20 protein-coding genes and 1 tRNA gene are annotated in these 21,713 nt (G+C 38.3%); 17 read left to right on the top strand and 4 right to left on the bottom strand.

From position 1 onward, the window contains the following. Positions 1-197: 197 nt before the first annotated feature. From QM874_RS02975 to QM874_RS02945, 7 genes are all read left to right on the top strand, one after another. Positions 198-407 carry a helix-turn-helix transcriptional regulator gene (locus QM874_RS02975; protein ID WP_006151491.1) on the top strand — a complete coding sequence of 70 codons (210 nt, stop codon included), beginning with the start codon at positions 198-200 and terminating at the stop codon, positions 405-407. Next, a complete protein-coding gene (locus tag QM874_RS02970) occupies positions 397-885 on the top strand; it encodes a DUF6773 family protein (protein WP_414316147.1) in 489 nt (162 codons plus the stop codon). The genes QM874_RS02975 and QM874_RS02970 overlap by 11 nt, the downstream gene beginning before the upstream one ends. A 107-nt stretch (positions 886-992) precedes the next feature. After that, positions 993-2,453 (top strand): nicotinate phosphoribosyltransferase, encoded by a 1,461-nt coding sequence (locus QM874_RS02965; RefSeq protein ID WP_414316146.1) that lies wholly within the window; start codon positions 993-995, stop codon positions 2,451-2,453. Continuing rightward, positions 2,450-3,274, top strand: coding sequence for an ammonia-dependent NAD(+) synthetase (gene nadE / locus QM874_RS02960; protein WP_414316145.1), 825 nt, complete (start codon positions 2,450-2,452; stop codon positions 3,272-3,274). The genes QM874_RS02965 and nadE overlap by 4 nt, the downstream gene beginning before the upstream one ends. Positions 3,275-3,928: 654 nt before the next feature. Beyond that, positions 3,929-4,660, top strand: a complete 732-nt coding sequence (locus QM874_RS02955; RefSeq protein WP_414270330.1) for an ABC transporter ATP-binding protein — start codon at positions 3,929-3,931, stop codon at positions 4,658-4,660. 17 nt (positions 4,661-4,677) lie between these two features. After that, positions 4,678-5,994, top strand: coding sequence for a beta-carotene 15,15'-monooxygenase (locus QM874_RS02950; RefSeq protein WP_414316144.1), 1,317 nt, complete (start codon positions 4,678-4,680; stop codon positions 5,992-5,994). A 237-nt stretch (positions 5,995-6,231) separates the two neighbouring features. Further along, entirely contained in the window at positions 6,232-6,774 is a 543-nt protein-coding gene (locus tag QM874_RS02945; RefSeq protein ID WP_414316143.1) for a GNAT family N-acetyltransferase, read from the top strand. A 46-nt stretch (positions 6,775-6,820) separates the two neighbouring features. Here the strand turns inward: QM874_RS02945 and QM874_RS02940 are convergent, their stop codons facing one another. The 4 genes from QM874_RS02940 to QM874_RS02925 all read right to left on the bottom strand — a co-directional run bounded on the left by QM874_RS02940 (position 6,821) and on the right by QM874_RS02925 (position 11,546). Beyond that, the gene (locus tag QM874_RS02940; RefSeq protein ID WP_075230825.1) at positions 6,821-7,903 is read right to left on the bottom strand and encodes a M24 family metallopeptidase; all 1,083 of its coding nucleotides are present in this window, start codon (positions 7,901-7,903) and stop codon (positions 6,821-6,823) included. 114 nt (positions 7,904-8,017) lie between these two features. Beyond that, entirely contained in the window at positions 8,018-8,800 is a 783-nt protein-coding gene (gatD, locus tag QM874_RS02935) for a lipid II isoglutaminyl synthase subunit GatD (RefSeq protein WP_414316142.1), read from the bottom strand. Continuing rightward, positions 8,800-10,143, bottom strand: coding sequence for a lipid II isoglutaminyl synthase subunit MurT (murT, locus tag QM874_RS02930; RefSeq protein ID WP_414316141.1), 1,344 nt, complete (start codon positions 10,141-10,143; stop codon positions 8,800-8,802). The genes gatD and murT overlap by 1 nt, the downstream gene beginning before the upstream one ends. 86 nt (positions 10,144-10,229) lie before the next feature. Continuing rightward, positions 10,230-11,546 (bottom strand): FAD-containing oxidoreductase, encoded by a 1,317-nt coding sequence (locus QM874_RS02925; RefSeq protein WP_414316140.1) that lies wholly within the window; start codon positions 11,544-11,546, stop codon positions 10,230-10,232. 340 nt (positions 11,547-11,886) lie between these two features. Here QM874_RS02925 and QM874_RS02920 point away from each other — a divergent pair, with 340 nt between their 5' ends. The 10 genes from QM874_RS02920 to vncS all read left to right on the top strand — a co-directional run bounded on the left by QM874_RS02920 (position 11,887) and on the right by vncS (position 21,677). Beyond that, positions 11,887-13,464, top strand: coding sequence for a DEAD/DEAH box helicase (locus QM874_RS02920; RefSeq protein WP_414316139.1), 1,578 nt, complete (start codon positions 11,887-11,889; stop codon positions 13,462-13,464). Between the two features lie 270 nt (positions 13,465-13,734). Continuing rightward, positions 13,735-14,523: a GTP-sensing pleiotropic transcriptional regulator CodY gene (codY, locus tag QM874_RS02915; protein WP_049548420.1), complete on the top strand. Its 789-nt coding sequence runs from the start codon at positions 13,735-13,737 to the stop codon at positions 14,521-14,523. After that, complete coding sequence (locus tag QM874_RS02910) at positions 14,523-15,098, top strand: cysteine hydrolase family protein (protein WP_414316138.1); 576 nt, start codon at positions 14,523-14,525, stop codon at positions 15,096-15,098. The genes codY and QM874_RS02910 overlap by 1 nt, the downstream gene beginning before the upstream one ends. Positions 15,099-15,179: 81 nt before the next feature. Continuing rightward, positions 15,180-15,265: transfer RNA gene (locus QM874_RS02905), tRNA-Leu, on the top strand. Between the two features lie 275 nt (positions 15,266-15,540). After that, positions 15,541-16,152, top strand: coding sequence for a CPBP family intramembrane glutamic endopeptidase (locus tag QM874_RS02900; protein WP_414316137.1), 612 nt, complete (start codon positions 15,541-15,543; stop codon positions 16,150-16,152). Positions 16,153-16,277: 125 nt separating this feature from the next. After that, positions 16,278-17,555 (top strand): ABC transporter permease, encoded by a 1,278-nt coding sequence (locus QM874_RS02895; protein ID WP_414316136.1) that lies wholly within the window; start codon positions 16,278-16,280, stop codon positions 17,553-17,555. 13 nt (positions 17,556-17,568) lie between these two features. Continuing rightward, a complete protein-coding gene (gene vex2, locus QM874_RS02890) occupies positions 17,569-18,216 on the top strand; it encodes an ABC transporter ATP-binding subunit Vex2 (protein WP_414316135.1) in 648 nt (215 codons plus the stop codon). Between the two features lie 47 nt (positions 18,217-18,263). Continuing rightward, positions 18,264-19,643, top strand: coding sequence for an ABC transporter permease subunit Vex3 (gene vex3 / locus QM874_RS02885; protein WP_414316134.1), 1,380 nt, complete (start codon positions 18,264-18,266; stop codon positions 19,641-19,643). A 70-nt stretch (positions 19,644-19,713) separates the two neighbouring features. Next, on the top strand, positions 19,714-20,370 hold the full coding sequence (gene vncR / locus QM874_RS02880) for a response regulator transcription factor VncR (protein ID WP_414316133.1): 657 nt from the start codon (positions 19,714-19,716) through the stop codon (positions 20,368-20,370). Further along, positions 20,367-21,677 carry a sensor histidine kinase VncS gene (gene vncS, locus QM874_RS02875; protein ID WP_414316132.1) on the top strand — a complete coding sequence of 437 codons (1,311 nt, stop codon included), beginning with the start codon at positions 20,367-20,369 and terminating at the stop codon, positions 21,675-21,677. Before vncR ends, vncS begins: the two co-directional genes overlap by 4 nt. The last annotated feature ends 36 nt before the right edge of the window (positions 21,678-21,713 follow it).

Raw genomic sequence — 21,713 nt, 5'->3', positions numbered from 1 at the left:
GTCAAACAGAGAAGTGACGTTGTAGATATTTTGAAAAAATTTGAATAAACAGAGAACTCTCTATCATGTAAGTGGTAGAGTTTTTTTGTTAAAAAAATCTCACAAAATGACAGATATATATTGCATAATGTAAATTATATGATATAATGAAGTTGAAAAAAGAAGCGCGACTTTTAAAATTAAGGAGGAGGTAACAAGTGGTTAAGAATTTAAAATTAAAACTCGCTCGAGTGGAGCTTGACATGACACAAGGTGACCTGGCAGAAGCTGTGGGTGTCACTAGGCAGACTATCGGTTTGATAGAAGCTGGAAAGTACAATCCTTCGCTTTCGCTTTGCCAATCCATTTGCAGATGCTTAGGGAAAACTCTAGATCAATTATTTTGGGAGGAAGAAGATGAAAAATAGATTATTTTATTATCAATTACTGGATGAAAGAGAAGAACAACTGATGAATAAAGCGGGGGCTGAAAGTTTCTATATCTCTATAGCTTTCTTGCTTTTATCTTATATGATTGCAGTATTAGCACCAAGTCTTTTTAATCCGAGAATGATTCTCATCATTATCATTATTGGAACTTCTTACTTTTTCGGCCGTGCTCGAAATCTCGGTGTGACCTACTATAGTCGTTTTCATTTTACGATTTTGGGATGCTTATTAGTGACTCTTGCAATTACAGCCATCTTGATGCTCCAGAACTACCAGTTCAATATCGAATTTTACCAGCACAATCCTTTGAATTTTAAATACTTGTCTGCTTGGATCCTTACTTATCTCCTTTATCTTCCATGGGTCTTTATTGGAAATCTGACTTTAAGAAACTTTGGTGAATGGGCTCAGAAGAAGTATGAAAAAGATATGGATGAGCTCGAGAGCATGGAATAGCTTGTTAGCTTTTTATCAATATCGAGAAAATGTGTTATAATAGTACTAATTTATGAGAAAAGAAGAAACATTTTCATCTTTTTACAAATAGGGAAGAAGGACAGTATATGTACCCAGATGATAGTTTAACTTTGCACACTGATTTGTATCAAATTAACATGATGCAAGTTTACTTCGACCAAGGAATTCATAACAAGAAAGCAGTTTTTGAAGTTTATTTCCGCCAACAACCGTTTAAAAATGGCTACGCTGTTTTTGCTGGTCTAGAGCGGATTGTGGCTTACCTAAATGACCTGAAATTTTCAGAAAGTGATATTGCTTACCTAGATTCTTTGGGCTATCATGGAGCTTTCTTGGAATATTTGCGTAACCTCAAATTAGAATTGACTGTACGTTCTGCTCAAGAAGGGGACTTGGTCTTTGCTAATGAACCAATCGTTCAAGTGGAAGGTCCTTTGGCTCAGTGTCAATTGGTTGAAACAGCTCTCTTGAACATCGTCAACTTTCAAACCTTGATTGCGACCAAGGCAGCTCGTATTCGTTCAGTCATTGATGATGAACCTTTGATGGAGTTTGGTACACGTCGTGCGCAAGAAATGGATGCAGCTATCTGGGGGACTCGTGCGGCTGTTATTGGTGGTGCCAATGGAACTAGTAATGTACGCGCAGGGAAGCTCTTTGGTATTCCGGTTTTAGGTACTCATGCACATGCTTTAGTTCAAGTTTATGGAAATGACTATCAGGCTTTCAAGGCTTATGCCTCAACGCACAAAAACTGTGTCTTTCTAGTAGATACCTATGATACTCTTCGCATCGGTGTTCCAGCAGCGATTCAGGTTGCGCGTGAACTTGGTGATAAGATTAATTTCCTTGGTGTCCGCATTGACTCTGGAGATATTGCTTATATTTCTAAAAAAGTTCGTCAACAACTGGATGAATCAGGATTTACGGATGCTAAGATCTATGCATCCAATGATCTTGATGAAAATACCATCCTTAACCTCAAGATGCAAAGAGCTAAGATTGATGTTTGGGGTGTAGGAACTAAGCTCATCACAGCCTATGATCAACCAGCACTTGGAGCAGTTTACAAGGTTGTTGCCATCGAAGATGAGAATGGTCAAATGCGCAATACTATCAAGCTTTCAAACAATGCCGAGAAGGTTTCAACACCAGGTAAGAAGCAAGTTTGGCGCATCACTAGTCGTGAAAAAGGAAAGTCTGAAGGTGACTACATTACCTATGATGGTGTCGATGTTGCTAGTATGACTGAAATCAAGATGTTCCATCCAACCTATACATACATCAAGAAAACCGTCCGTAATTTTGATGCTGTTCCTCTCTTGATTGACATTTTCAAGGAAGGTAAGCTAGTCTATGATTTACCAAGTCTACCTGAAATCCAAGCCTATGCTCGTAAGGAATTTGATAAGCTCTGGGATGAATACAAACGTGTACTCAATCCACAACATTATCCTGTGGACTTGGCTCGTGATGTATGGCAAGACAAGATGGACTTGATTGATAAAATGCGTAAGGAAGCTCTAGGTGAAGGAGAAAAAGAATGAGTTTGCAAGAAACCATTATCCAGCAACTAGGTGTAAAACCAGTAATTGACGCCAAGGAAGAAATCCGTCGTTCGATTGACTTTTTGAAAAGATACTTGAAAAAACATCCTTTTTTAAAGACATTTGTCTTAGGAATTTCTGGGGGACAGGACTCGACCTTGGCAGGACGCTTGGCTCAATTAGCCATGGAAGAAATGCGAGCAGAAACAGGTGATGATAGTTATAAATTTATCGCTGTTCGCCTCCCTTATGGAGTGCAAGCTGACGAGGATGATGCTCAAAAAGCCCTAGCATTTATTCAGCCAGATGTGAGCTTGGTAGTGAATATTAAGGAATCTGCTGATGCTATGACCGTAGCTGTTGAAGCAACAGGGAGTGCAGTTTCCGATTTTAACAAAGGAAATATCAAGGCTCGTAGTCGTATGATTGCCCAATATGCCCTTGCAGGTGCTCATAGCGGAGCTGTTATCGGGACAGACCATGCTGCGGAAAATGTCACAGGTTTCTTTACCAAGTTCGGCGACGGCGGTGCAGATATTCTTCCTCTCTATCGCCTCAATAAACGTCAAGGAAAACAACTATTGAAGGTGCTTGGAGCTGATCCTGCTCTCTATGAAAAAGTACCGATTGCTGATTTAGAAGAAGAGAAACCAGGCTTGGCAGATGAAGTTGCACTCGGTGTAACCTATGCGGAGATTGATGACTATCTAGAAGAAAAACAAATCAGCCAAGAAGCCCAAGCAACCATTGAAAAATGGTGGTATAAAGGCCAACACAAACGCCACTTACCAATCACAGTGTTTGATACGTTTTGGGAGTAAAAAGGTCCGGGGGACCTTTTTACCCCGAGTCTAGAAACAGGAGAACGAAGCAGGTCCGGGGGACCTTTTTACCTTCTTGCCTAGAAATTAGAAAGCAAGAATAACCTCTGGGGGAGGTTTTTACCCCGATCCTGAAAATAGAAAGCGAGGAAGGTCCGGAGGACCTTTTTTTGGCTGAGTCTTGAAACAGGAAAACGAGGAAGAGTTCTATGAATACATTTTTTAACTCTTATAACCTTGATTTAATAGCGTTTTAGGACTTTTGAATCTTGCAAAATAGACTCATTTTTCAAATTTTTGTAACTTTTTGGTAACTCTGTTGTATCAAAAAGTTTTTACATATGCTACTATCTTCGTTATAGCTAACTTTAATTCTCATTTATTAAGTATATCTAAGTTTTATGTTTAAATTTTGTATAGAATAGCTGTACCTCTTAATAGAGTTATGATTACGCTTTCAATTAAACCTCTTTTATGATACTATTATAGTAATAGAAAAAATTCTTAGTTCGCTAAAGACCTTTATTCGAGTTCCAGATAAAAAAGAAATTTTATCCATTAAAAATTCGTTTCATAAGTTACTTACTTGATATTAATAGAATTCCAATTTATATAATAAAATCAAAGATGACACTGGAATCAGGAGGATTTATTATGGTTAATAATGTAGCTGTTAAAGTCTCAAACCTTTCAAAAGAATTTTTGTTAGGGCAAGACAAAACTGTCTCTATTTTGAAAGATGTTTCTTTATCTGTCAATTATGGGGAATTTGTATCAATACTTGGTGTCAGTGGTTCTGGAAAGTCTACTTTGCTAAGTTGCTTATCAAGTTTATCTGAACCAACAAGTGGTGAAGTTGTTATCAATGGTATAAATCCATATACCTTAAAAGAAGGGAAGCTTGCTAAATTTAGAAGGCAAGATATTGCAATTATTTTTCAAAACTATAATCTGGTACCCGCTCTACCTGTACTAGAAAATGTTACACTTCCTCTGAGACTCTCAGGAAAGAGTGTTGATAGTAATAAAGTAAAAAAAATGTTGGATAGTTTGAATTTTAAAGCAGAACTATCATCATTAGTTGCTACCTTATCAGGTGGAGAACAGCAAAAAGTGGCTATTACTCGTGCAATAATAGCTGATAGTAAAATTATTTTTGCTGATGAGCCAACAGGAGCTCTGGACAGCGTCTCAAGAAAACTTATATTGGAAACACTTCGTAATTTAGCGAGTCAAGGAAAATGTGTTCTTATGGTCACCCATGATATTGAGTTGGCTTCAAAAACTGACAGAGCACTCATTTTAAAAGACGGAAAAATATCTCGACAAATTATTAAACCTTCAGCTGATGAGCTCTACCAAGCACTTGAAAGTAGTAAAGATTAATTTGAGGAGGATTTATTATGCTAAAATTAATCATTTACCAATTTCAGTACTCAAAAAGACAATGGTTAGGAACAATACCATTACTATTTGTATCTAGCCTAATTGTTGGAACATCTTTATTTGGTATTGCTAGTTCAATCAAGACTGCTAACATTAACGCTTCACAACTTTTTCAAATGCTAATAGTTTTTGGCGGGACTACTCTATTTTTCCTTATTTCAAATAATATAAGACTGCTAATAGATATCTTTAAAAAGGATTACCAATTATGGGCTATCTTAGGCGCAAGCAGAACTCAGCTATCTTTATTAGTATCTGGACAGTTTTATTTAATGGCAGTGATTGTTAGTAGTATTGGTACAATACTTTCATTTATCATGGCAGATAGTTACTACAAATTTTTACAAAATTTATTAGGAAGAGATGAGTTACCTGATCTAGTTATTACAGCCAACATTCAATCAATTTTATTGAGTGTTTTTATAGTCCCAACAATTGTCGGGATAGGAGCTTACTTTTATTCAAGTCGAATACTTAAAATATCATCAATATTAAAACCAAAAAAGAAAAAAAGAAAAGTTACAGTAACTGGTTTTATTAACATCTCTGTTCGTTTAATCCTATGGTTACTATGTATATGTTTTATTGTTTCAGCAGGTTTTAGCAGTAATAAAGAAATAATTTCAACACAGTCAAGCATAATATTATTTTTATTAATTATTCACATCCTTATTATTCAATCACTATCTCCATCAATTCAAATGTTTCTAATAAAATTTTTAATGAGGATATTTCCAACTGAAAATTATGTAATCAATACAGGCTTTTGGAATCTACTATCCAATCCTAGCTATTTGAAAAGTATACAAACTTCAATGAGCATGGGAGTAACTCTTATTTCTGGGTTTATTCTTTACACCCAAAATATGTATTCATTCATGAATACAGCAAACGGTGTACTCGAAGCAAGAGCTTCCTTTATTGCTTATCTGTCTGCTCCAATTATTCTGATTATTACTAGTTCTATTTCTCTTACAATTTTATCTTCAAATAAAGATATTGAAGACATTAAACAGTTAAAGACACTAGGAGTGTCAAGATTACAACTTTTTAAAATACGTATAGGCGAGGCAATAATACATTCGGTGCTAATTTTATTAGTATCAGTAATTTTCAATTTAATTATTTTAATTTTAGTTAGCTTTATTGGCCAACTTTTAGGCCAAAGTGTAGTAGATATATCGGGTTTTTGGCAACCGAGTCTTATAGTTATTTCTTTGTTAGTTATTTTTTATAGTATTACAAAGGGATTTTATATATTTCGAGATAGATAAATTGGAATAGTTACTGATTCAAAAAGAACACACTTATTGACATTGAAACAAAAGCAATACTAAAACGAAAAAGACAAAGATAAAACACCTTGTCTTTTTAAAAATACTAACAGCTTAGACTAACAATGGGACTTTTTTCATAATTTAGCACCTCTTTATTAACCTGGTCAAGATACGGATTTTGAGTCCAATTGACCTTTTTAGCTTGGGCATTCAAATAGAAAGCGAGTTACGATTATGAAAGCACTTGGTACACAAACTATTGAGACAGAACGTTTGATACTGAGGAGATTTGTGAAAACTGATACTCAAGCCATGTTTGATAATTGGGCTTCACGCTCAGAAAATCTAACTTATGTGACTTGGAATCCACACCTGAATGTCGAACAGACTCGAAACTCTATTGGCAATTGGGTAAAAACCTATGACGATCCAAATTACTACAAATGGGCCATCTGTCTCAAAGAAAATCCAGACTATATCATTGGAGATATTAGTCTGGTCAGTGTGGATAAAGAAAACTTTAGCTGTGAGATCGGATATATCTTGGGGATGGACTACTGGGGACGAGGACTCATGACAGAAGCCTTGAAGGCAGTTTTATCATACTGTCTAGATGAGATTGGATTTGAAGAGGTTGATGCTTGCTATGTAAGTCTAAACCCAGCATCTGGTCGTGTTATGGAAAAGGTGGGTATGACTTTTTGGAAGACGATTCCAAATGCAGTTGAACGAAAAGGTTATATCGCTGATAAAATTTATTATCAAATCAAAAAATAAGATGGAAAAGAATAACTTTTCCATCTTATTTTTTATAATATACTTTTTAATCAAAATAAAGTAAATCTTTGCTGGTACTTGTAAAGAGGTCAAAGCCATCTTTGGTTACAACACCGCAGTCCTCGATACGAACACCGACTTTACCAGGAATGTAGATGCCAGGCTCAACTGAGAAACACATGCCTTCTTCGATAACCATGTCATTTCCTTCCATGATAGATGGGAATTCGTGGACATCCATACCGATACCGTGACCGAGACGGTGGTTGAAGTACTCACCGTAGCCAGCTTTTTCGATCACTTCACGAGCCGCACGGTCAACCTCATGAGCTGTTACACCGGGTTTGATAAAGTCAAGGGCAGCTTGTTGAGCTTCCAGAGTCAAGTTGTAAATATCTTTCTTGAATTGGTCAGGTTTTCCAACAGCGACTGTACGAGTCATATCTGATGCATAACCATTGACCATCACACCAAGGTCAAAGAGGAGAAGGGCATTGTTTTCAACCTTGTTAGCTCCAGGGATACCATGCGGATTCGCAGCATTATCACCAGTCAAAACCATGGTATCAAAGCTCATTTCATAGCCTTCACGTTTCATAGCGAAGTCAATCTGAGCAATGATATCAGTTTCAGTATTGTCAAGAGAGATATTGTCAAAACCAACTTTAACAGACTTGTCGGCGTAAACACCTGCAACCATCATCTTTTGCACTTCGTCTGCTGATTTGATCAAGCGCATGCGTTGGATCAATGGAGTCAAGTTCTCAAACTCAGCACTTTCAAAGACAGTTTTCAAACCGTGATATTTAGTCAAGATGAGATTGTCAAACTCAACTGCTACACGTTTGAAATCAAGCTGTGGCAAGGCGTTTTGAATTTTCTTCCAAGGGTTTTCAGAGTCCACATAACCAACAACTGGGAATGAGACAGTGCTAGTTGCACGCTCAACCTCAAGGGCTGGAACGAAGAGAAGTGGTTCTTGGTTTCCAAGGACAAAGAGGAACATCTGGCGTTCGTGGGGATCACTGTAAAAGCCAGTGAGGTAATTGATTGTGACGGGGTCAGATACGACAGCGACGTCTAGCTTTTCTGATTCAAGATAAGTTAAGATTTGTTGTAATTTAGACATATGCTACCTTCTTTCTACCCCTCTATTTTTGCAAAAATTAGTAGAAAATGCAAGGGAGAAGGGGAAAAGAATCTAAAAAAATTCCAACAGCCGAAGCAAGTTGGAATCTAAATATTAGTTAAAATCTGCTTTACTCTTAACATCGCTGTATTCTTCAGCAACTTCTTGGCTGAGAATATCCTCGTAAGTTGGTAGAACAATGTCCTGACCATATTTTTTCTTAAGAGCAGTAGTGACCAAGCGATAGGCTAGGTTGGCATTACGAGATAAGATAGGCCCGTGGAAATAAGAACCGAAAACATTTTTATAGTGAACACCTTCACCGACCTTTTCTTCGTTGTTGCCATTTCCGTAAACAACCTGCCCCAATGGTTTTTGGTCATCTGAGAGGAAGGTGCGGCCTTGATGATTTTCAAATCCATAGTAGGTTTCATCAAACTCTTCGTTATGAATTTTAATATCACCGATAAAGCGGTTGTTAGTTTGATTGAGAGTGTAGTGTCCCATGACACCTAGACCTTCGATACGTCTTCCAGAAGCTTCGATATAGTATTGACCCAATAGTTGGAAACCTCCACAGATAGCAAGGACGACACCATTATTTTGGATGAAGTTGTCAATGCTTTCTTTTTTAGCAGGCAAATCACCAGCAATGATACTTTGTTCAAAGTCTTGGCCACCGCCGAAAAAGGCAATATCGTAGTGATGTTCATCGAAATTATCATGAAGCGAAACGATGTCAACTGTCACATGGGCCCCAAGCTTTTCAGCTACGTACTTGAGCATGAGGATATTCCCATTATCTCCGTAGGTATTCATGAGATTCCCATAGAGGTGGGCGATATTTAGCTGGTATGGATAGTTGCTGTCTTTTGAGGAAAGTGAAGTATAAACCATTAGTTCATCTCCTTTCTAACAATCTGACGACTAGCCAGCAGTTCGCGGAATTCCAGCATAGCGGTGTATGTCGCAAGGATGTAAGCATGTTTACAATCTTGAGCTTCAATCGTTTTAAGAACTTGTTCCAGACTACTTGTTTCAGTGATTTTATTCGCTGGATAGCCAGTTACTCGAAGACGACGAGCAATTTCAGAATGACGAACTCCTCCAGCATTGATTTCTGGAATGTCCATATCAGTAATTTGTTCAAAATCAGCATCCCAAATCCAGCTTGTATCTATTCCGTCCGCATAGTTAGCATTGAGAAGAACAGATAGACTAAATGGATAAGGAGCTAGCTTAATCATTTCAATAGCTTGGGTAGCACCAACAGGGTTTTTAATAAGAACCAGTGTGCATTCCTTGTCACCGATTTGGAAGGTTTCTTGGCGTCCAAAAACAGCACGACTCTTGTCAAATCCTTGTTTAATCAGTTGAGAATCAGCGCCTAGGTAACGGGCGATAGCAACTGCAGCCAGAGCGTTGTAGATGTTGTAGAGACCACCGATTTGAATACCGTATTCTTGGCCGTCGATAACAAAACGAGAGCGATTGTTGGTCAGTTCAACCAGTTCAGTCAGACGATAATCCAGCTCAGGACGTTTGCATCCACAATTTTCACAGATGTAGGCCCCCAAGTTGGCATAGGTATTGAGCTCGTACTTAAGAATGCTATGACATTCAGGACAGAGGATTCCCTCCGTGTTGTAGTGAGCTAGTTGTGCTGGTCCTTTTTCCAAGTCAAAACCAAAATACTGAACAGGATTTGGGAAAGAGCGCTTGTAAAAAAGTGGACTATCACCGTTGAGAAGGACAGTAGCAGTAGGAACTTTCCGAATAGCATCCAAAATCATGTTATAGGTCGTATAAATTTCACCGAAGCGATCCATTTGGTCGCGGAAGATATTGGTGATGACGAAGAGACTTGGCTGGATGTAGTCACAGATACGAGAGAGACTAGCTTCATCGATTTCAAGGACAGCGATGTTCTTGCCTGTTTTAGAAGATTTGGCTGTCAAGAAGGTGGTGGTAATCCCTGTAATCATATTGGCACCACTAGGATTGGTCAGAACTTGACCATAGACTTCGTTTAAAATACCGACAGTGAGGGCGGTTGTCAGGGTTTTTCCATTGGTACCAGTAACTACGACAATCTCGTAGTTCTTCGCTAAATGTTGTAAAATGTCTTTATCAAATTGGAGGGCAAGTTTCCCTGGGAGCGTACTTCCACGTCCGAGACGACTCAAAATAAAGTGAGAAGAACGTCCAGCAAGGAGCCCAAAAGTAGTTTCTAATTTCATGTTTCTATTATATCATAAAAGCTGAAAAAGACAGATTTGAGATTTTAGAAAAAGAAAAACAGCCCAAGGAGGGCTGCTTGATAAAACTAAATCGCAAACAAGTCATTCAAGTTCTCAGCCAAGGTTGGGTGAGTGAAGATTTGTTTTGTGAAGTAAGTGTAAGGAATCTTGTTGTCCATAGCAACGGTAATGATATTGATGATTTCTTGTGAACCTTCAGAGAAGATAGTTGCCCCGAGAATTTCTTTGGTTTCAGTGTTGACAACTGCTTTGAAAGCTCCACGAAGGTCACCATTTACATGACCACGAGGCATAGCAGCGACAGGGATTTCCTTAACAGCGTATGGAAGTTTCAATTCAGCTGCTTGGCTTTCGGTCAAACCAACTTGTGAAAGTGCTGGTGTGATGAACATAGTGTTTGGCACATTGAGACGGTCTTCAAGTGTGTAGCTGCCATCACCAGCGAGGTAGCTGTATACAACACGGAAGTCATCAAGTGAAATGTAAGTGAATTGAAGTCCACCATTGACATCTCCGACCGCAAAGACACCAGGAACGTTTGTTTGACAGTGTTTGTCCACCTTAATCGCACCACGTTCAGTTAGTTCAATATCTGTATTTTCAAGTTGAAGAGGTTCCACATTTGGTTTACGTCCTGTTGCGTAGAGAAGGGCATCGAAACGGTAGGTTTCTTTTTCAGTTACGACAAGGACTTGGTCGCCATCATTTTTGATTTCACTAGTATGGATATTTTGAAGGAGTTCAATGCCGTCTTCTTCCATGTACTGTTTAGCAAGAGCAGCAATGGAAGGTTCTGCGCGAGGTAGGAAAGTATCTAGAGCATCTAAGACTGTTACCTTGCTGCCAAGTTTATTGTAAAGACCTGCAAATTCAAGACCGATATTTCCACCACCAAGAATTCCGAGTTTTTCTGGTAATTGTTCCAAGTTTTGGATACCAGTTGAATCAAAGACATTCTTGCTAGTAGCTAGGCCTGGAATAGGTAGAACATTTGAAACAGCACCAGTGTTGATGACGATTGTTTCAGCAGTTAGTTCTTGTTTTTCATCACCAGCTTGAATTTCGATGACTTTATTAGAAACAAAGTGAGCTTCAGCATCAATGATATCAACGCCTGTACCAGCAATAGTAGCATAGTTTTTACCATTGAGACGTGTAGTAACTGTATTTTTTGTTGCCATAACCTCGTCAAATGACAAGTCCTTTTCTGCAGCAACTAACAAGGTTTTGGTTGGAATACAACCGATGTTGATACAAGTTCCACCGTACATAGCCTTGTTGCGCTCGATAAGAGCTACTTTTTTTCCAGCACTAGCCAGTTTGGCAGCAAGAGTTTTACCTGCCTTACCAAATCCAATAACAATTAAATCGTATGTTAACATTTTTAAATCCTCCTGTTTGATTTCATTCTAGCACAAGAAAAAAATTTTTTCACAAATCTGCTACGGAAAAAATATTGGACTAATTTAGTCTCACGAAAGCTTTTGAGAATCAAGTTCAAAAAATAGAAAAATCGTTTACATGATTTAATCAGAGGGTCTGACTATCTTTTAACCATTTCTTGTGTTATACTAGATAAGTTGCAAAGAAAGCAGTACTTTTCTTTATTGGAAAAGAAGCAACACGATCTTTCATAGAAGATATGAAAATACGTCATGAAAAGAAAAGTATAAACTAAGCGCTATAGGATGGCTTCGCACCATCTTTAGAAAGAAGAATAACGTGAAATTTAATGAATTTAATCTTTCTGCTGATTTGTTAGCAGAAATCGAAAAAGCAGGATTTGTAGAAGCAAGTCCTATCCAAGAGCAAACTATTCCTTTGGCTCTTGAAGGAAAAGATGTTATCGGTCAAGCACAGACTGGTACAGGGAAAACAGCAGCCTTTGGCTTGCCAACCCTTGAAAAAATTCGTACAGAAGAAGCGACCATTCAAGCCTTGGTCATTGCACCAACTCGTGAACTGGCTGTTCAAAGTCAGGAAGAACTCTTCCGCTTTGGCCGTAGTAAAGGTGTGAAAGTCCGTTCAGTATACGGTGGTTCAAGTATTGAAAAACAAATCAAGGCTCTTAAATCAGGGGCTCATATCGTAGTAGGAACACCAGGACGACTTCTTGACCTCATTAAACGCAAGGCTTTGAAATTACATGATATTGAAACCTTGATCTTAGACGAAGCAGATGAAATGCTGAACATGGGCTTCCTTGAGGATATTGAAGCAATCATCTCTCGTGTACCGGAAAATCGTCAAACCTTGCTCTTTTCAGCGACTATGCCAGATGCTATCAAACGTATTGGTGTTCAGTTCATGAAAGAACCTGAGCATGTGAAGATTGCTGCAAAAGAATTAACAACAGAACTGGTAGACCAGTACTATATCCGTGTTAAAGAACAAGAAAAATTCGACACCATGACTCGTCTTATGGATGTTGATCAACCTGAGTTGTCAATCGTTTTTGGTCGTACCAAGCGTCGTGTAGACGAGTTAACTCGTGGGCTTAAAATCCGTGGTTTCCGTGCAGAAGGTATTCATGGAGATTTGGACCAAAACAAACGTCTTCGTGTCCTTCGTGATTTCAAAAATGGCAACCTTGATGTCCTCGTAGCAACTGACGTTGCGGCTCGTGGTTTAGATATCTCAGGTGTGACTCATGTCTACAACTACGATATCCCACAAGACCCTGAGAGTTATGTTCACCGTATCGGTCGTACAGGTCGTGCAGGTAAGTCAGGTCAGTCTATTACCTTCGTTTCACCTAATGAAATGGGTTATCTCCAAATCATTGAGAACTTGACTAAGAAACGCATGAAAGGTCTCAAACCTGCAAGTGCAGAAGAAGCTTTCCAAGCTAAGAAACAAGTTGCTCTCAAGAAAATTGAACGTGATTTTGCTGATGAAGCTATTCGTGGAAACTTCGAGAAATTTAGCAAAGATGCCCGTAAATTAGCAGCTGAATTCAGTCCTGAAGAATTGGCTATGTACATTCTTAGCTTAACAGTTCAGGATCCAGATAGTCTTCCAGAAATTGAGATTGCACGTGAAAAACCACTGCCGTTTAAACCTTCAGGTAATGGATTCGGTGGGAAAGGTAAGGGAGGTCGTCGTGGAGATGACCGTCGTGATCGTGAACGCCGTCGTGACAATCGTCGTGGTGAACGTCGGGATGATTTCAAAAAAGGCAGTCGCAAAAACGACCGCTTTGATAAGGAAAAACGTTACCGTAAGGACAACAAAAAACCTCGCACAACATCTAGCGAAAAGAAAACAGGCTTCGTTATTCGTAACAAGGGTGATAAATAATAAAAAAAGCGGTTCACTGTGGTGGATCGCTTTTATATATAAGGAGACCGAGAGTTACGTAAAAATCAATACTAGAAGTGATATCTATATATTTGTTATCTTGTAATATTATATTATCAAAAAATGAGGGACCTGTCAACAAGAAAATTGAAAAAAATATAAAAAATTGCAAATGTAAGAGAATTGCAATGCAATAAGCAATTTTCAGATAATTATTGAAATAAAGACAGTTTTGTGATATAATGGAAGCGATTAAATACGAGGTGAAAAATGGCACATTTATTAGAAAAAACGAGAAAAATCACATCTATCTTAAAGCGTTCGGAGGAGCAACTACAGGATGAACTTCCCTATAATGCCATTACCCGTCAATTAGCCGATATCATCGACTGCAATGCTTGTATCGTCAATAGCAAGGGGCGTTTGTTGGGCTACTTTATGCGCTATAAAACAAACACCGATCGTGTAGAGCAGTTCTTCCAAACAAAGATTTTCCCTGAGGACTATATCCAAGGGGCAAATATGATCTACGATACGGAGGCCAACCTCCCTGTGGAACATGATTTGACTATTTTCCCAACTGAAAGTCGCTCAGACTTCCCAGATGGTTTAACAACCATCGCTCCAATCCACGTTTCTGGGATTCGATTGGGTTCTTTGATTATTTGGCGAAATGACAAGAAATTCGAAGATGAGGATTTGATCCTTGTTGAGATTGCCAGCACGGTGGTTGGTATTCAGCTTTTGAACTTCCAACGTGAAGAAGATGAGAAAAATATCCGCCGTCGCACAGCAGTGACTATGGCGGTCAATACACTTTCATATTCTGAATTGCGTGCAGTCTCTGCGATTTTAGCAGAACTAGATGGCAAAGAAGGACAATTGACAGCTTCAGTTATCGCAGATCGCATCGGTATTACTCGTTCAGTGATTGTCAATGCTCTTCGGAAGCTCGAATCAGCAGGGATTATTGAAAGTCGTTCATTGGGTATGAAGGGAACTTATCTAAAAGTTTTAATCCCAGATATTTTTGAAGAAGTGAAAAAGAGGGACTATTAATGGCTAAGGCTTTAATTTCTATTGACTATACAGAAGATTTTGTAGCGGATCATGGAAAATTGACAGCAGGAGCTCCTGCTCAAGCAATATCAGAAGTAATCAATCAGGTAACTAGATTAGCATTTGACCGTGGAGATTATATTTTCTTTACCATTGATGCTCATGAGGAAAATGATGTCTTTCATCCAGAAAGTAAACTATTTCCCCCTCATAATCTGATTGGGACTAGCGGGCGTAATCTATATGGTAAGTTAGCTGAATTTTATCAGGAACAGGCCCAGGATAGTCGTGTTTTCTGGATGGATAAACGTCACTATTCGGCTTTTTCTGGCACAGATTTGGATATCCGTCTGAGAGAGCGTCGCGTGGATACAGTTATCTTAACAGGTGTTCTTACAGATATCTGTGTATTGCATACGGCTATCGATGCCTATAATCTTGGGTATCAGATAGAAGTTGTCAAGCCAGCAGTCGCATCCATTTGGCCTGAAAACCATCAGTTTGCACTTGGACATTTTAAGAATACATTAGGAGCGAAACTCCTTGATGAAAATCTAGTTGAAATTAAAGAATAATGTATTCAAAAAAACTGAAAAAAATCTGAAAAAAGTGTTGACAAAGTTTATGAAAGTTGATATACTAGTAAAGTAATCGACGCGGGGATGGCGGAATTGGCAGACGCGCAGGACTAAGGATCCTGTGACCGCTTTAGGTCGTGAGGGTTCAAGTCCCTCTCTCCGCATAGGAAAAGAGCTGGCAATTGCTAGCTCTTTTTTTGTTGGAATGCATAGCAGTAAACCTACAGGAGAAGAATACCTTTTTCTTGCAGTTTTTTCTTTCAATTCAAAAAGTGTTATAATATATATAGAAAGTAACTACAAAAAGTCTTTTATGAAGATAATCGAGTAATAGATACTAATAGGTTTAGTTAAAGCGGATATAAAAGTTAGGAAAGGAGGGGTAGATAGTCATATAGTATTTGAAATAAGTATTTCAAAAATGTAAAGGAGGATTACGATGGTTAATGAACTTCAACGAATCATAAGTGCCTTTATTCAAATTCTCTTTATTATTTTACTACCTTCTATCTGGTGGTTTCTGACTGTAAGGGGGAAAGTCCCATTTATAGAATGGATTGGTTTAAAATCTATTAAAAGGGTTAAAGATTCTGATCTGATCTCATGGATAATTGGTGGATTTCTCTTATTTACCACTTTTTATATGTTTGTCTTTCCTCTAACACCTAGTATAGAAACGGCTACTTCGGCTTTTTCTGGTATGGGCTATAAGGCTTTACCAAGTATTCTAATTTACAGTATTTTGCAAACATCTTTGCCAGAGGAACTGCTATTTAGAGGATTTCTACTGAAACGAATGGCAAATCACATGCCGTTTGTCTTTGCAAATACGATACAGGCTATCGCTTTTGGATTGCTTCATGGAGTATTATTTGCTTCAGTAGTAAGTTTAGAAGTCACTTTTTTCATTATATTTTTTACTGGAGCAATAGCAGCTTATCTTGGTTTTGTTAATGAAAAGAAAGCTGGAGGCTCCATTTTAACAAGTTGGATCATACATGCACTAGCTAACATCCTGTCTGGTTTAGTTGCTGCATTTTCTCTGTTTTAATCTGGGGGATTTATAAATATAAAGTCAGTAGAAATACTGGCTTATTTTATTTCAAAAATTTTTCTTATTTCATAAACATTTCATATTTGGATATTATAATAGTCTTACAAATATGGAGGTGCTATATGAATCCCACTCAAAGAGCTTGGGCTTACGTCAGCAGAAAACGACTGAGAAGTCTCATATTATTCCTGATTCTATTTGTCTTATTGGCTGGAATATCGGCTTGTTTGACGCTCATGAAGTCCAACAAAACAGTAGAAAATAATCTCTATCGCTCATTGAATACATCTTTTTCTATTAAAAGAATAGAAGCAGATCAGACCTTTCAACTGTCTCAACTAGATGACCTTAAAAAGATAAAGGGGCTTGAGGAGATTTTCCCAGAGCTTGAAACAATAGCTAAGTTGACTGACAAAGAAGTCGTCACTGGAGAGCAAAGTATCCAAAGGGATGATTTGACAGAGGCTGAAAAAAATCTTATCAGTTTGATTGCATTAGAAGACTCTTCCAAGGATGTTTCTTTTACAAGTTCCGCCTTTACCCTTAAAGAAGGAAGACATATCGAAAAAGGAGATAGCAAAAAAATCTTAATCCATGAAGATTTAGCAAAGAAAAACAATCTAAAGCTAGGAGATAAGATTAGCTTAAATCCTGGTCAAGTAGAAGGAAATAGTGGACAAAGGCTAGACTATGAAATCGTAGGTATTTTCTCAGGTAAGAAGCAAGAAAAATTCACTGGTCTTAGCTCAGATTTTAGTGAAAACACGGTCTATACAGACTTCGAAAGTAGCCAAACTCTTCTTGGAAATAAGGAAGCTCAAGTTACTGCCGCTCGTTTCTATCTAGAAAATCCAAAAGATATGGATAGTATCATTCAAGAAGTTGAAAAGTTATCTCTGGAAAGCCAAGGTTTCCAAGTGGAAAAGGAAAATAAGGCCTTTGAACAAATCAAGGATTCCGTTTCGACCTTTCAAACCTTCCTACAGATTTTCCTCTATGGCATTATGATTGCTGGTGTAGGAGCGCTGATCTTGGTCTTGTCACTTTGGTTACGAGAGCGAGTCTACGAGGTTGGAATTTTATTGGCACTAGGGAAGGGAAAAATAGCAATCTTTAGCCAATTCTGCCTGGAAGTCATCCTAGTTTCATTGGCATCTATTTTGCCGGCATTTGTAGCTGGAAATGCCATTACTTCCTATCTCTTGAAGACTGTACTAGCAAGTGGCGACCAAGCTGCCCTACAAGATACGCTAGCAAAAGCAATGAGTCTTTCAACAAGTCTTCTATCATTTGGAGAATCTTATATCTTCCTACTTATAATTAGCTGCTTGTCAGTTGCACTTTGTTTTATCTTTTTATTTAGAAAATCACCTAAGGAAATTTTATCATCTATTAGTTAATGAAGGAGAAATCATGACTTTACTACAATTACAAGATCTTACTTATCGTTACAAGAACACTGCAGAAGCAGTATTATATAAAATCAATTACGATTTTGAACCTGGCAAGTTTTATAGTATTATCGGAGAATCAGGAGCTGGGAAGTCAACACTCTTATCTCTCTTAGCAGGACTTGATAGCCCAGTCGAAGGTGCTATCTTATTCGAAGGCAAGGATATTCGTGAACAAGGTTATTCTTATCATCGCATGCACCATATCTCGCTAGTTTTCCAAAACTATAACTTGATTGATTATCTTTCTCCATTGGAAAATATCCGCTTGGTTAATAAAAAAGCTAGCAAGGATACCCTTCTTGAACTTGGTTTAGATGAAAGTCAAATCAAGCGGAATGTTCTTCAATTATCAGGAGGGCAGCAACAACGGGTTGCCATTGCTCGTAGCCTTGTATCTGAAGCACCAGTGATTTTAGCAGATGAACCAACAGGAAACTTGGATCCTAAGACTGCTGGAGATATCATTGATTTGCTCAAATCTCTTGCTGAGAAAACAGGCAAGTGTGTGATCGTTGTGACCCACAGCAAGGAAGTAGCACAGGCGTCAGATATTACACTTGAATTGAAGGATAAGAAACTGACTGAAATAAGAATAAACAGTAACTAAAACCTTTAAACATATTAAAAACGGAAGTAAATCTAGAAAGGAATCTTATGTTACACAACGCATTTGCCTATGTCACAAGAAAATTTTTCAAGTCGCTTGTGATCTTTCTTATCATTCTCTTGATGGCTAGTTTGAGTTTGGTCGGCTTGTCTATCAAGGGTGCGACAGCCAAGGCTTCTCAAGAAACCTTTAAAAATATCACCAATAGTTTCTCCATGCAAATCAACCGCAGGGTCAATCAAGGAACTCCACGTGGTGCGGGGAATATCAAGGGTGAAGATATTAAAAAAATTACTGAGAATAAGGCCATTGAATCCTACATCAAACGGATCAATGCTATAGGTGATTTGACAGGCTATGAACTGATTGAAACGCCTGAAACCAAGAAAAATCTAACTGCAGATCGAGCTCAACGTTTTGGAAGTAGCTTGATGATCACAGGAGTTAATGATTCGGCTAAAGAAGACAAATTTGTGTCAGGCTCTTACAAACTGGTCGAAGGTGAGCATTTAACAAACGATGACAAATACCAGATTCTCATGCACAAAGACTTGGCTGCTAAACATGGCTGGAAGGTAGGGGACAAGGTCAAACTGAACTCCAATATCTACGATGCAGATAATGAAAAAGGAGCCAAGGAAACAGTAGAAGTAACGATCAAAGGACTTTTTGATGGACACAACAAATCTGCTGTAACCTACTCACAAGAACTCTATGAGAATACAGCTATCACAGATATTCACACAGCAGCCCAACTCTATGGTTATACAGAAGATACAGCTATTTATGGAGATGCTACCTTCTTTGTAGCTGGAGATAAGAATCTAGATACTGTCATGCAAGAATTAGGATCTATCAACGGCATCAACTGGAAGATGTATAGCTTGATTAAGAGTTCATCTAACTATCCTGCCCTCGAACAATCTATCTCAGGCATGTACAAGATGGCTAATCTTCTCTTCTGGGGTAGCTTGAGCTTCTCTGTTCTTCTACTGGCTCTCTTACTGACACTATGGATTAACGCCCGTCGTAAAGAGGTTGGAATTCTCCTTTCCATTGGTCTAAAACAAGCAAGTATTCTTGGACAATTTATCACAGAAGCAGTTATGATTGCAATTCCAGCACTCATTTCAGCTTACTTCCTAGCTAATTATACAGCTCGTGCTATTGGGAACACAGTTCTTGCAAATGTCACATCAGATGTGGCTAAGCAGGCAAGTAAGGCAGCCCAAGCTTCTAATCTTGGTGGTGGTGCAGAAGTTGACGGCTTTAGCAAGACTCTTTCAAGTCTGAATATTTCTATACAACCTTCAGACTTTGCCATCATCTTTGTACTTGGTTTGGTATTGGTAGTATTAGTTATGGCACTTGCTTCAAGCAATCTCCTCTTTAAACAACCAAAAGAACTTTTGATAGATAGTGAATAAAAATCATGCTACCTATTCTCATTCAAATGAGATATAATATAGGTAGCATTTTTGATAGAAAAGGATTTATATGAAAATTCTAATTGTAGAAGATGAAGACATGATCCGCGAGGGAATTAGTGATTATTTGACGGATTGTGGCTATGAAACTATTCAGGCAGCAGATGGCCTTGAGGCCTTAGAACAATTTTCAAATCATCAAGTTGCCCTGGTTCTCCTAGATATTCAAATGCCCAAACTTAATGGTTTAGAAGTATTGTCAGAAATCCGTAAAAGCAGTCAAGTTCCGGTCTTGATGTTAACTGCCTTTCAGGATGAGGAGTATAAGATGAGTGCCTTTGCTGCATTGGCAGATGGTTATTTGGAAAAGCCTTTTTCCCTATCTTTGTTAAAAGTACGAGTGGATGCCATCTTTAAACGTTATTATGATACTGGTCGTATTTTTACCTATAGAGACACCCAGGTAGACTTTGACAGCTATAGTGCTAAAGTGGCTGGTCAAGAAGTTGCAGTGAATGCAAAAGAACTGGAAATTTTAGACTATCTGGTTAGAAATGAAGGTCGAGCCTTAACACGGTCGCAGATTATCGATGCTGTATGGAAGATGACAGATGAGGTCCCTTTTGACAGAGTGATTGATGTCTATATCAAGGAACTACGGAAAAAATTGGATTTAGGCTGTATTCTTACCGTGCGCAATGTTGGTTATAAATTGGAGAGAAAATGAGACGTTCAGGTTTATTTAAAAAAATTTTTATCTATACCTTCTCGGTATTTTCTACCTTGGTCATTTGTTTGCATTTGGCCATCTATTTCCTCTTTCCATCGACCTATCTCAGTCACCGTCAGGAGAGCATAGGCCTCAAGGCTACCGAAATTGCACAATCCCTCCAAGGAAAGGACAGTCAAACTATCCAGGAAGTCCTTGATCTTTATTCTCAAAGCAGTGATATCAAGGGAGCTATTAAGGGAGAGATGACTCAGGATAAGTTGGAAGTCAATGATAATCTTCCCATTGATAAACAACGACAAACGGCTTCCTTGGTTATTGAGGAAAGAGAAGTTCAAACTAAGGATGGTCAGACCATGACCTTGCAGTTTTTAGCTTCTATGGATTTGCAGAAAGAAGCAGAAGACATCAGTCTTCAATTTCTGCCTTATACTTTATTAGCGTCTTTCATCATTTCGCTTCTCATCGCCTTTATCTATGCTAGAACCATTGTTGCCCCTATTTTGGAAATCAAACGAGTGACTCGACGGATGATGGATTTGGATGCAGAAGTGAGATTGCGCGTGGATTCTAAGGATGAAATTGGCGATCTTAAAGAACAAATCAATAGCCTTTATCAGCATCTCTTGACGGTGATTGCAGATTTGCATGAAAAGAACGAGGCCATCCTCCAACTAGAAAAAATGAAGGTTGAGTTTTTACGAGGAGCTTCCCACGAACTGAAAACGCCTCTAGCTAGTCTAAAGATTCTTCTGGAGAATATGAAAGCCAATATTGGGCGCTATAAAGATCGGGACCGTTATCTGGGAGTTTCTTTGGGTATTGTGGATGATTTAACTCACCATGTCCAGCAAATCTTATCTCTTTCTTCAGTGCAAGAATTGCGAGATAAGAAAGAACAAATCAACCTTCTTGAAATGACAGATTTTCTCCTAAAGGATTATGATTTATTAGCCAAAGAGAGGGAAATCTCAGTTGTGAATCAACTGACTGACCAACAAACTTATCTAAATCCTTCGGTACTAAAGCTGATTCTTTCCAATCTTATCAGTAATGCTGTGAAACACTCTGTTCAAGGTGGTTATCTGAAAATTGGATCAAAAGATAGTTGGGTCTTTATAGAGAACGCCTGTACACCTGAGGAGCAAGATAAATTTGAACAATCCTTCACGTCCTCTAGTCGACAAAGCAAGGGAGCTGGCTTGGGACTATTCGTAGTTAAAAGTTTATTAGAAAACGAAGAAATTGACTATCGATTTGAAAGACATGATGATCACTTGGTATTTTACATGAACCTACCTTAGAACAAGGAGTAGACCAAGTGGGAAAAGGTTTACATA

The organism is Streptococcus infantis (genome assembly GCF_047463615.1).
Taxonomy (GTDB): Bacteria; Bacillota; Bacilli; order Lactobacillales; family Streptococcaceae; genus Streptococcus; species Streptococcus infantis_X.
This window is presented reverse-complemented; position numbering and strand designations above follow the sequence as displayed.

What these genes read in the sequence shown, in the direction of transcription:
- QM874_RS02970 (WP_414316147.1), top strand. Translation starts at nt 397, where the DNA reads ATGAAAAATAGATTATTTTATTATCAATTACTGGATGAAAGAGAAGAA.
- QM874_RS02965 (WP_414316146.1), top strand. Translation starts at nt 993, where the DNA reads ATGTACCCAGATGATAGTTTAACTTTGCACACTGATTTGTATCAAATT.
- nadE (WP_414316145.1), top strand. Translation starts at nt 2,450, where the DNA reads ATGAGTTTGCAAGAAACCATTATCCAGCAACTAGGTGTAAAACCAGTA.
- QM874_RS02955 (WP_414270330.1), top strand. Translation starts at nt 3,929, where the DNA reads ATGGTTAATAATGTAGCTGTTAAAGTCTCAAACCTTTCAAAAGAATTT.
- QM874_RS02950 (WP_414316144.1), top strand. Translation starts at nt 4,678, where the DNA reads ATGCTAAAATTAATCATTTACCAATTTCAGTACTCAAAAAGACAATGG.
- QM874_RS02945 (WP_414316143.1), top strand. Translation starts at nt 6,232, where the DNA reads ATGAAAGCACTTGGTACACAAACTATTGAGACAGAACGTTTGATACTG.
- QM874_RS02940 (WP_075230825.1), bottom strand. Translation starts at nt 7,903, where the DNA reads ATGTCTAAATTACAACAAATCTTAACTTATCTTGAATCAGAAAAGCTA.
- gatD (WP_414316142.1), bottom strand. Translation starts at nt 8,800, where the DNA reads ATGGTTTATACTTCACTTTCCTCAAAAGACAGCAACTATCCATACCAG.
- murT (WP_414316141.1), bottom strand. Translation starts at nt 10,143, where the DNA reads ATGAAATTAGAAACTACTTTTGGGCTCCTTGCTGGACGTTCTTCTCAC.
- QM874_RS02925 (WP_414316140.1), bottom strand. Translation starts at nt 11,546, where the DNA reads ATGTTAACATACGATTTAATTGTTATTGGATTTGGTAAGGCAGGTAAA.
- codY (WP_049548420.1), top strand. Translation starts at nt 13,735, where the DNA reads ATGGCACATTTATTAGAAAAAACGAGAAAAATCACATCTATCTTAAAG.
- QM874_RS02910 (WP_414316138.1), top strand. Translation starts at nt 14,523, where the DNA reads ATGGCTAAGGCTTTAATTTCTATTGACTATACAGAAGATTTTGTAGCG.
- QM874_RS02900 (WP_414316137.1), top strand. Translation starts at nt 15,541, where the DNA reads ATGGTTAATGAACTTCAACGAATCATAAGTGCCTTTATTCAAATTCTC.
- QM874_RS02895 (WP_414316136.1), top strand. Translation starts at nt 16,278, where the DNA reads ATGAATCCCACTCAAAGAGCTTGGGCTTACGTCAGCAGAAAACGACTG.
- vex2 (WP_414316135.1), top strand. Translation starts at nt 17,569, where the DNA reads ATGACTTTACTACAATTACAAGATCTTACTTATCGTTACAAGAACACT.
- vex3 (WP_414316134.1), top strand. Translation starts at nt 18,264, where the DNA reads ATGTTACACAACGCATTTGCCTATGTCACAAGAAAATTTTTCAAGTCG.
- vncR (WP_414316133.1), top strand. Translation starts at nt 19,714, where the DNA reads ATGAAAATTCTAATTGTAGAAGATGAAGACATGATCCGCGAGGGAATT.
- vncS (WP_414316132.1), top strand. Translation starts at nt 20,367, where the DNA reads ATGAGACGTTCAGGTTTATTTAAAAAAATTTTTATCTATACCTTCTCG.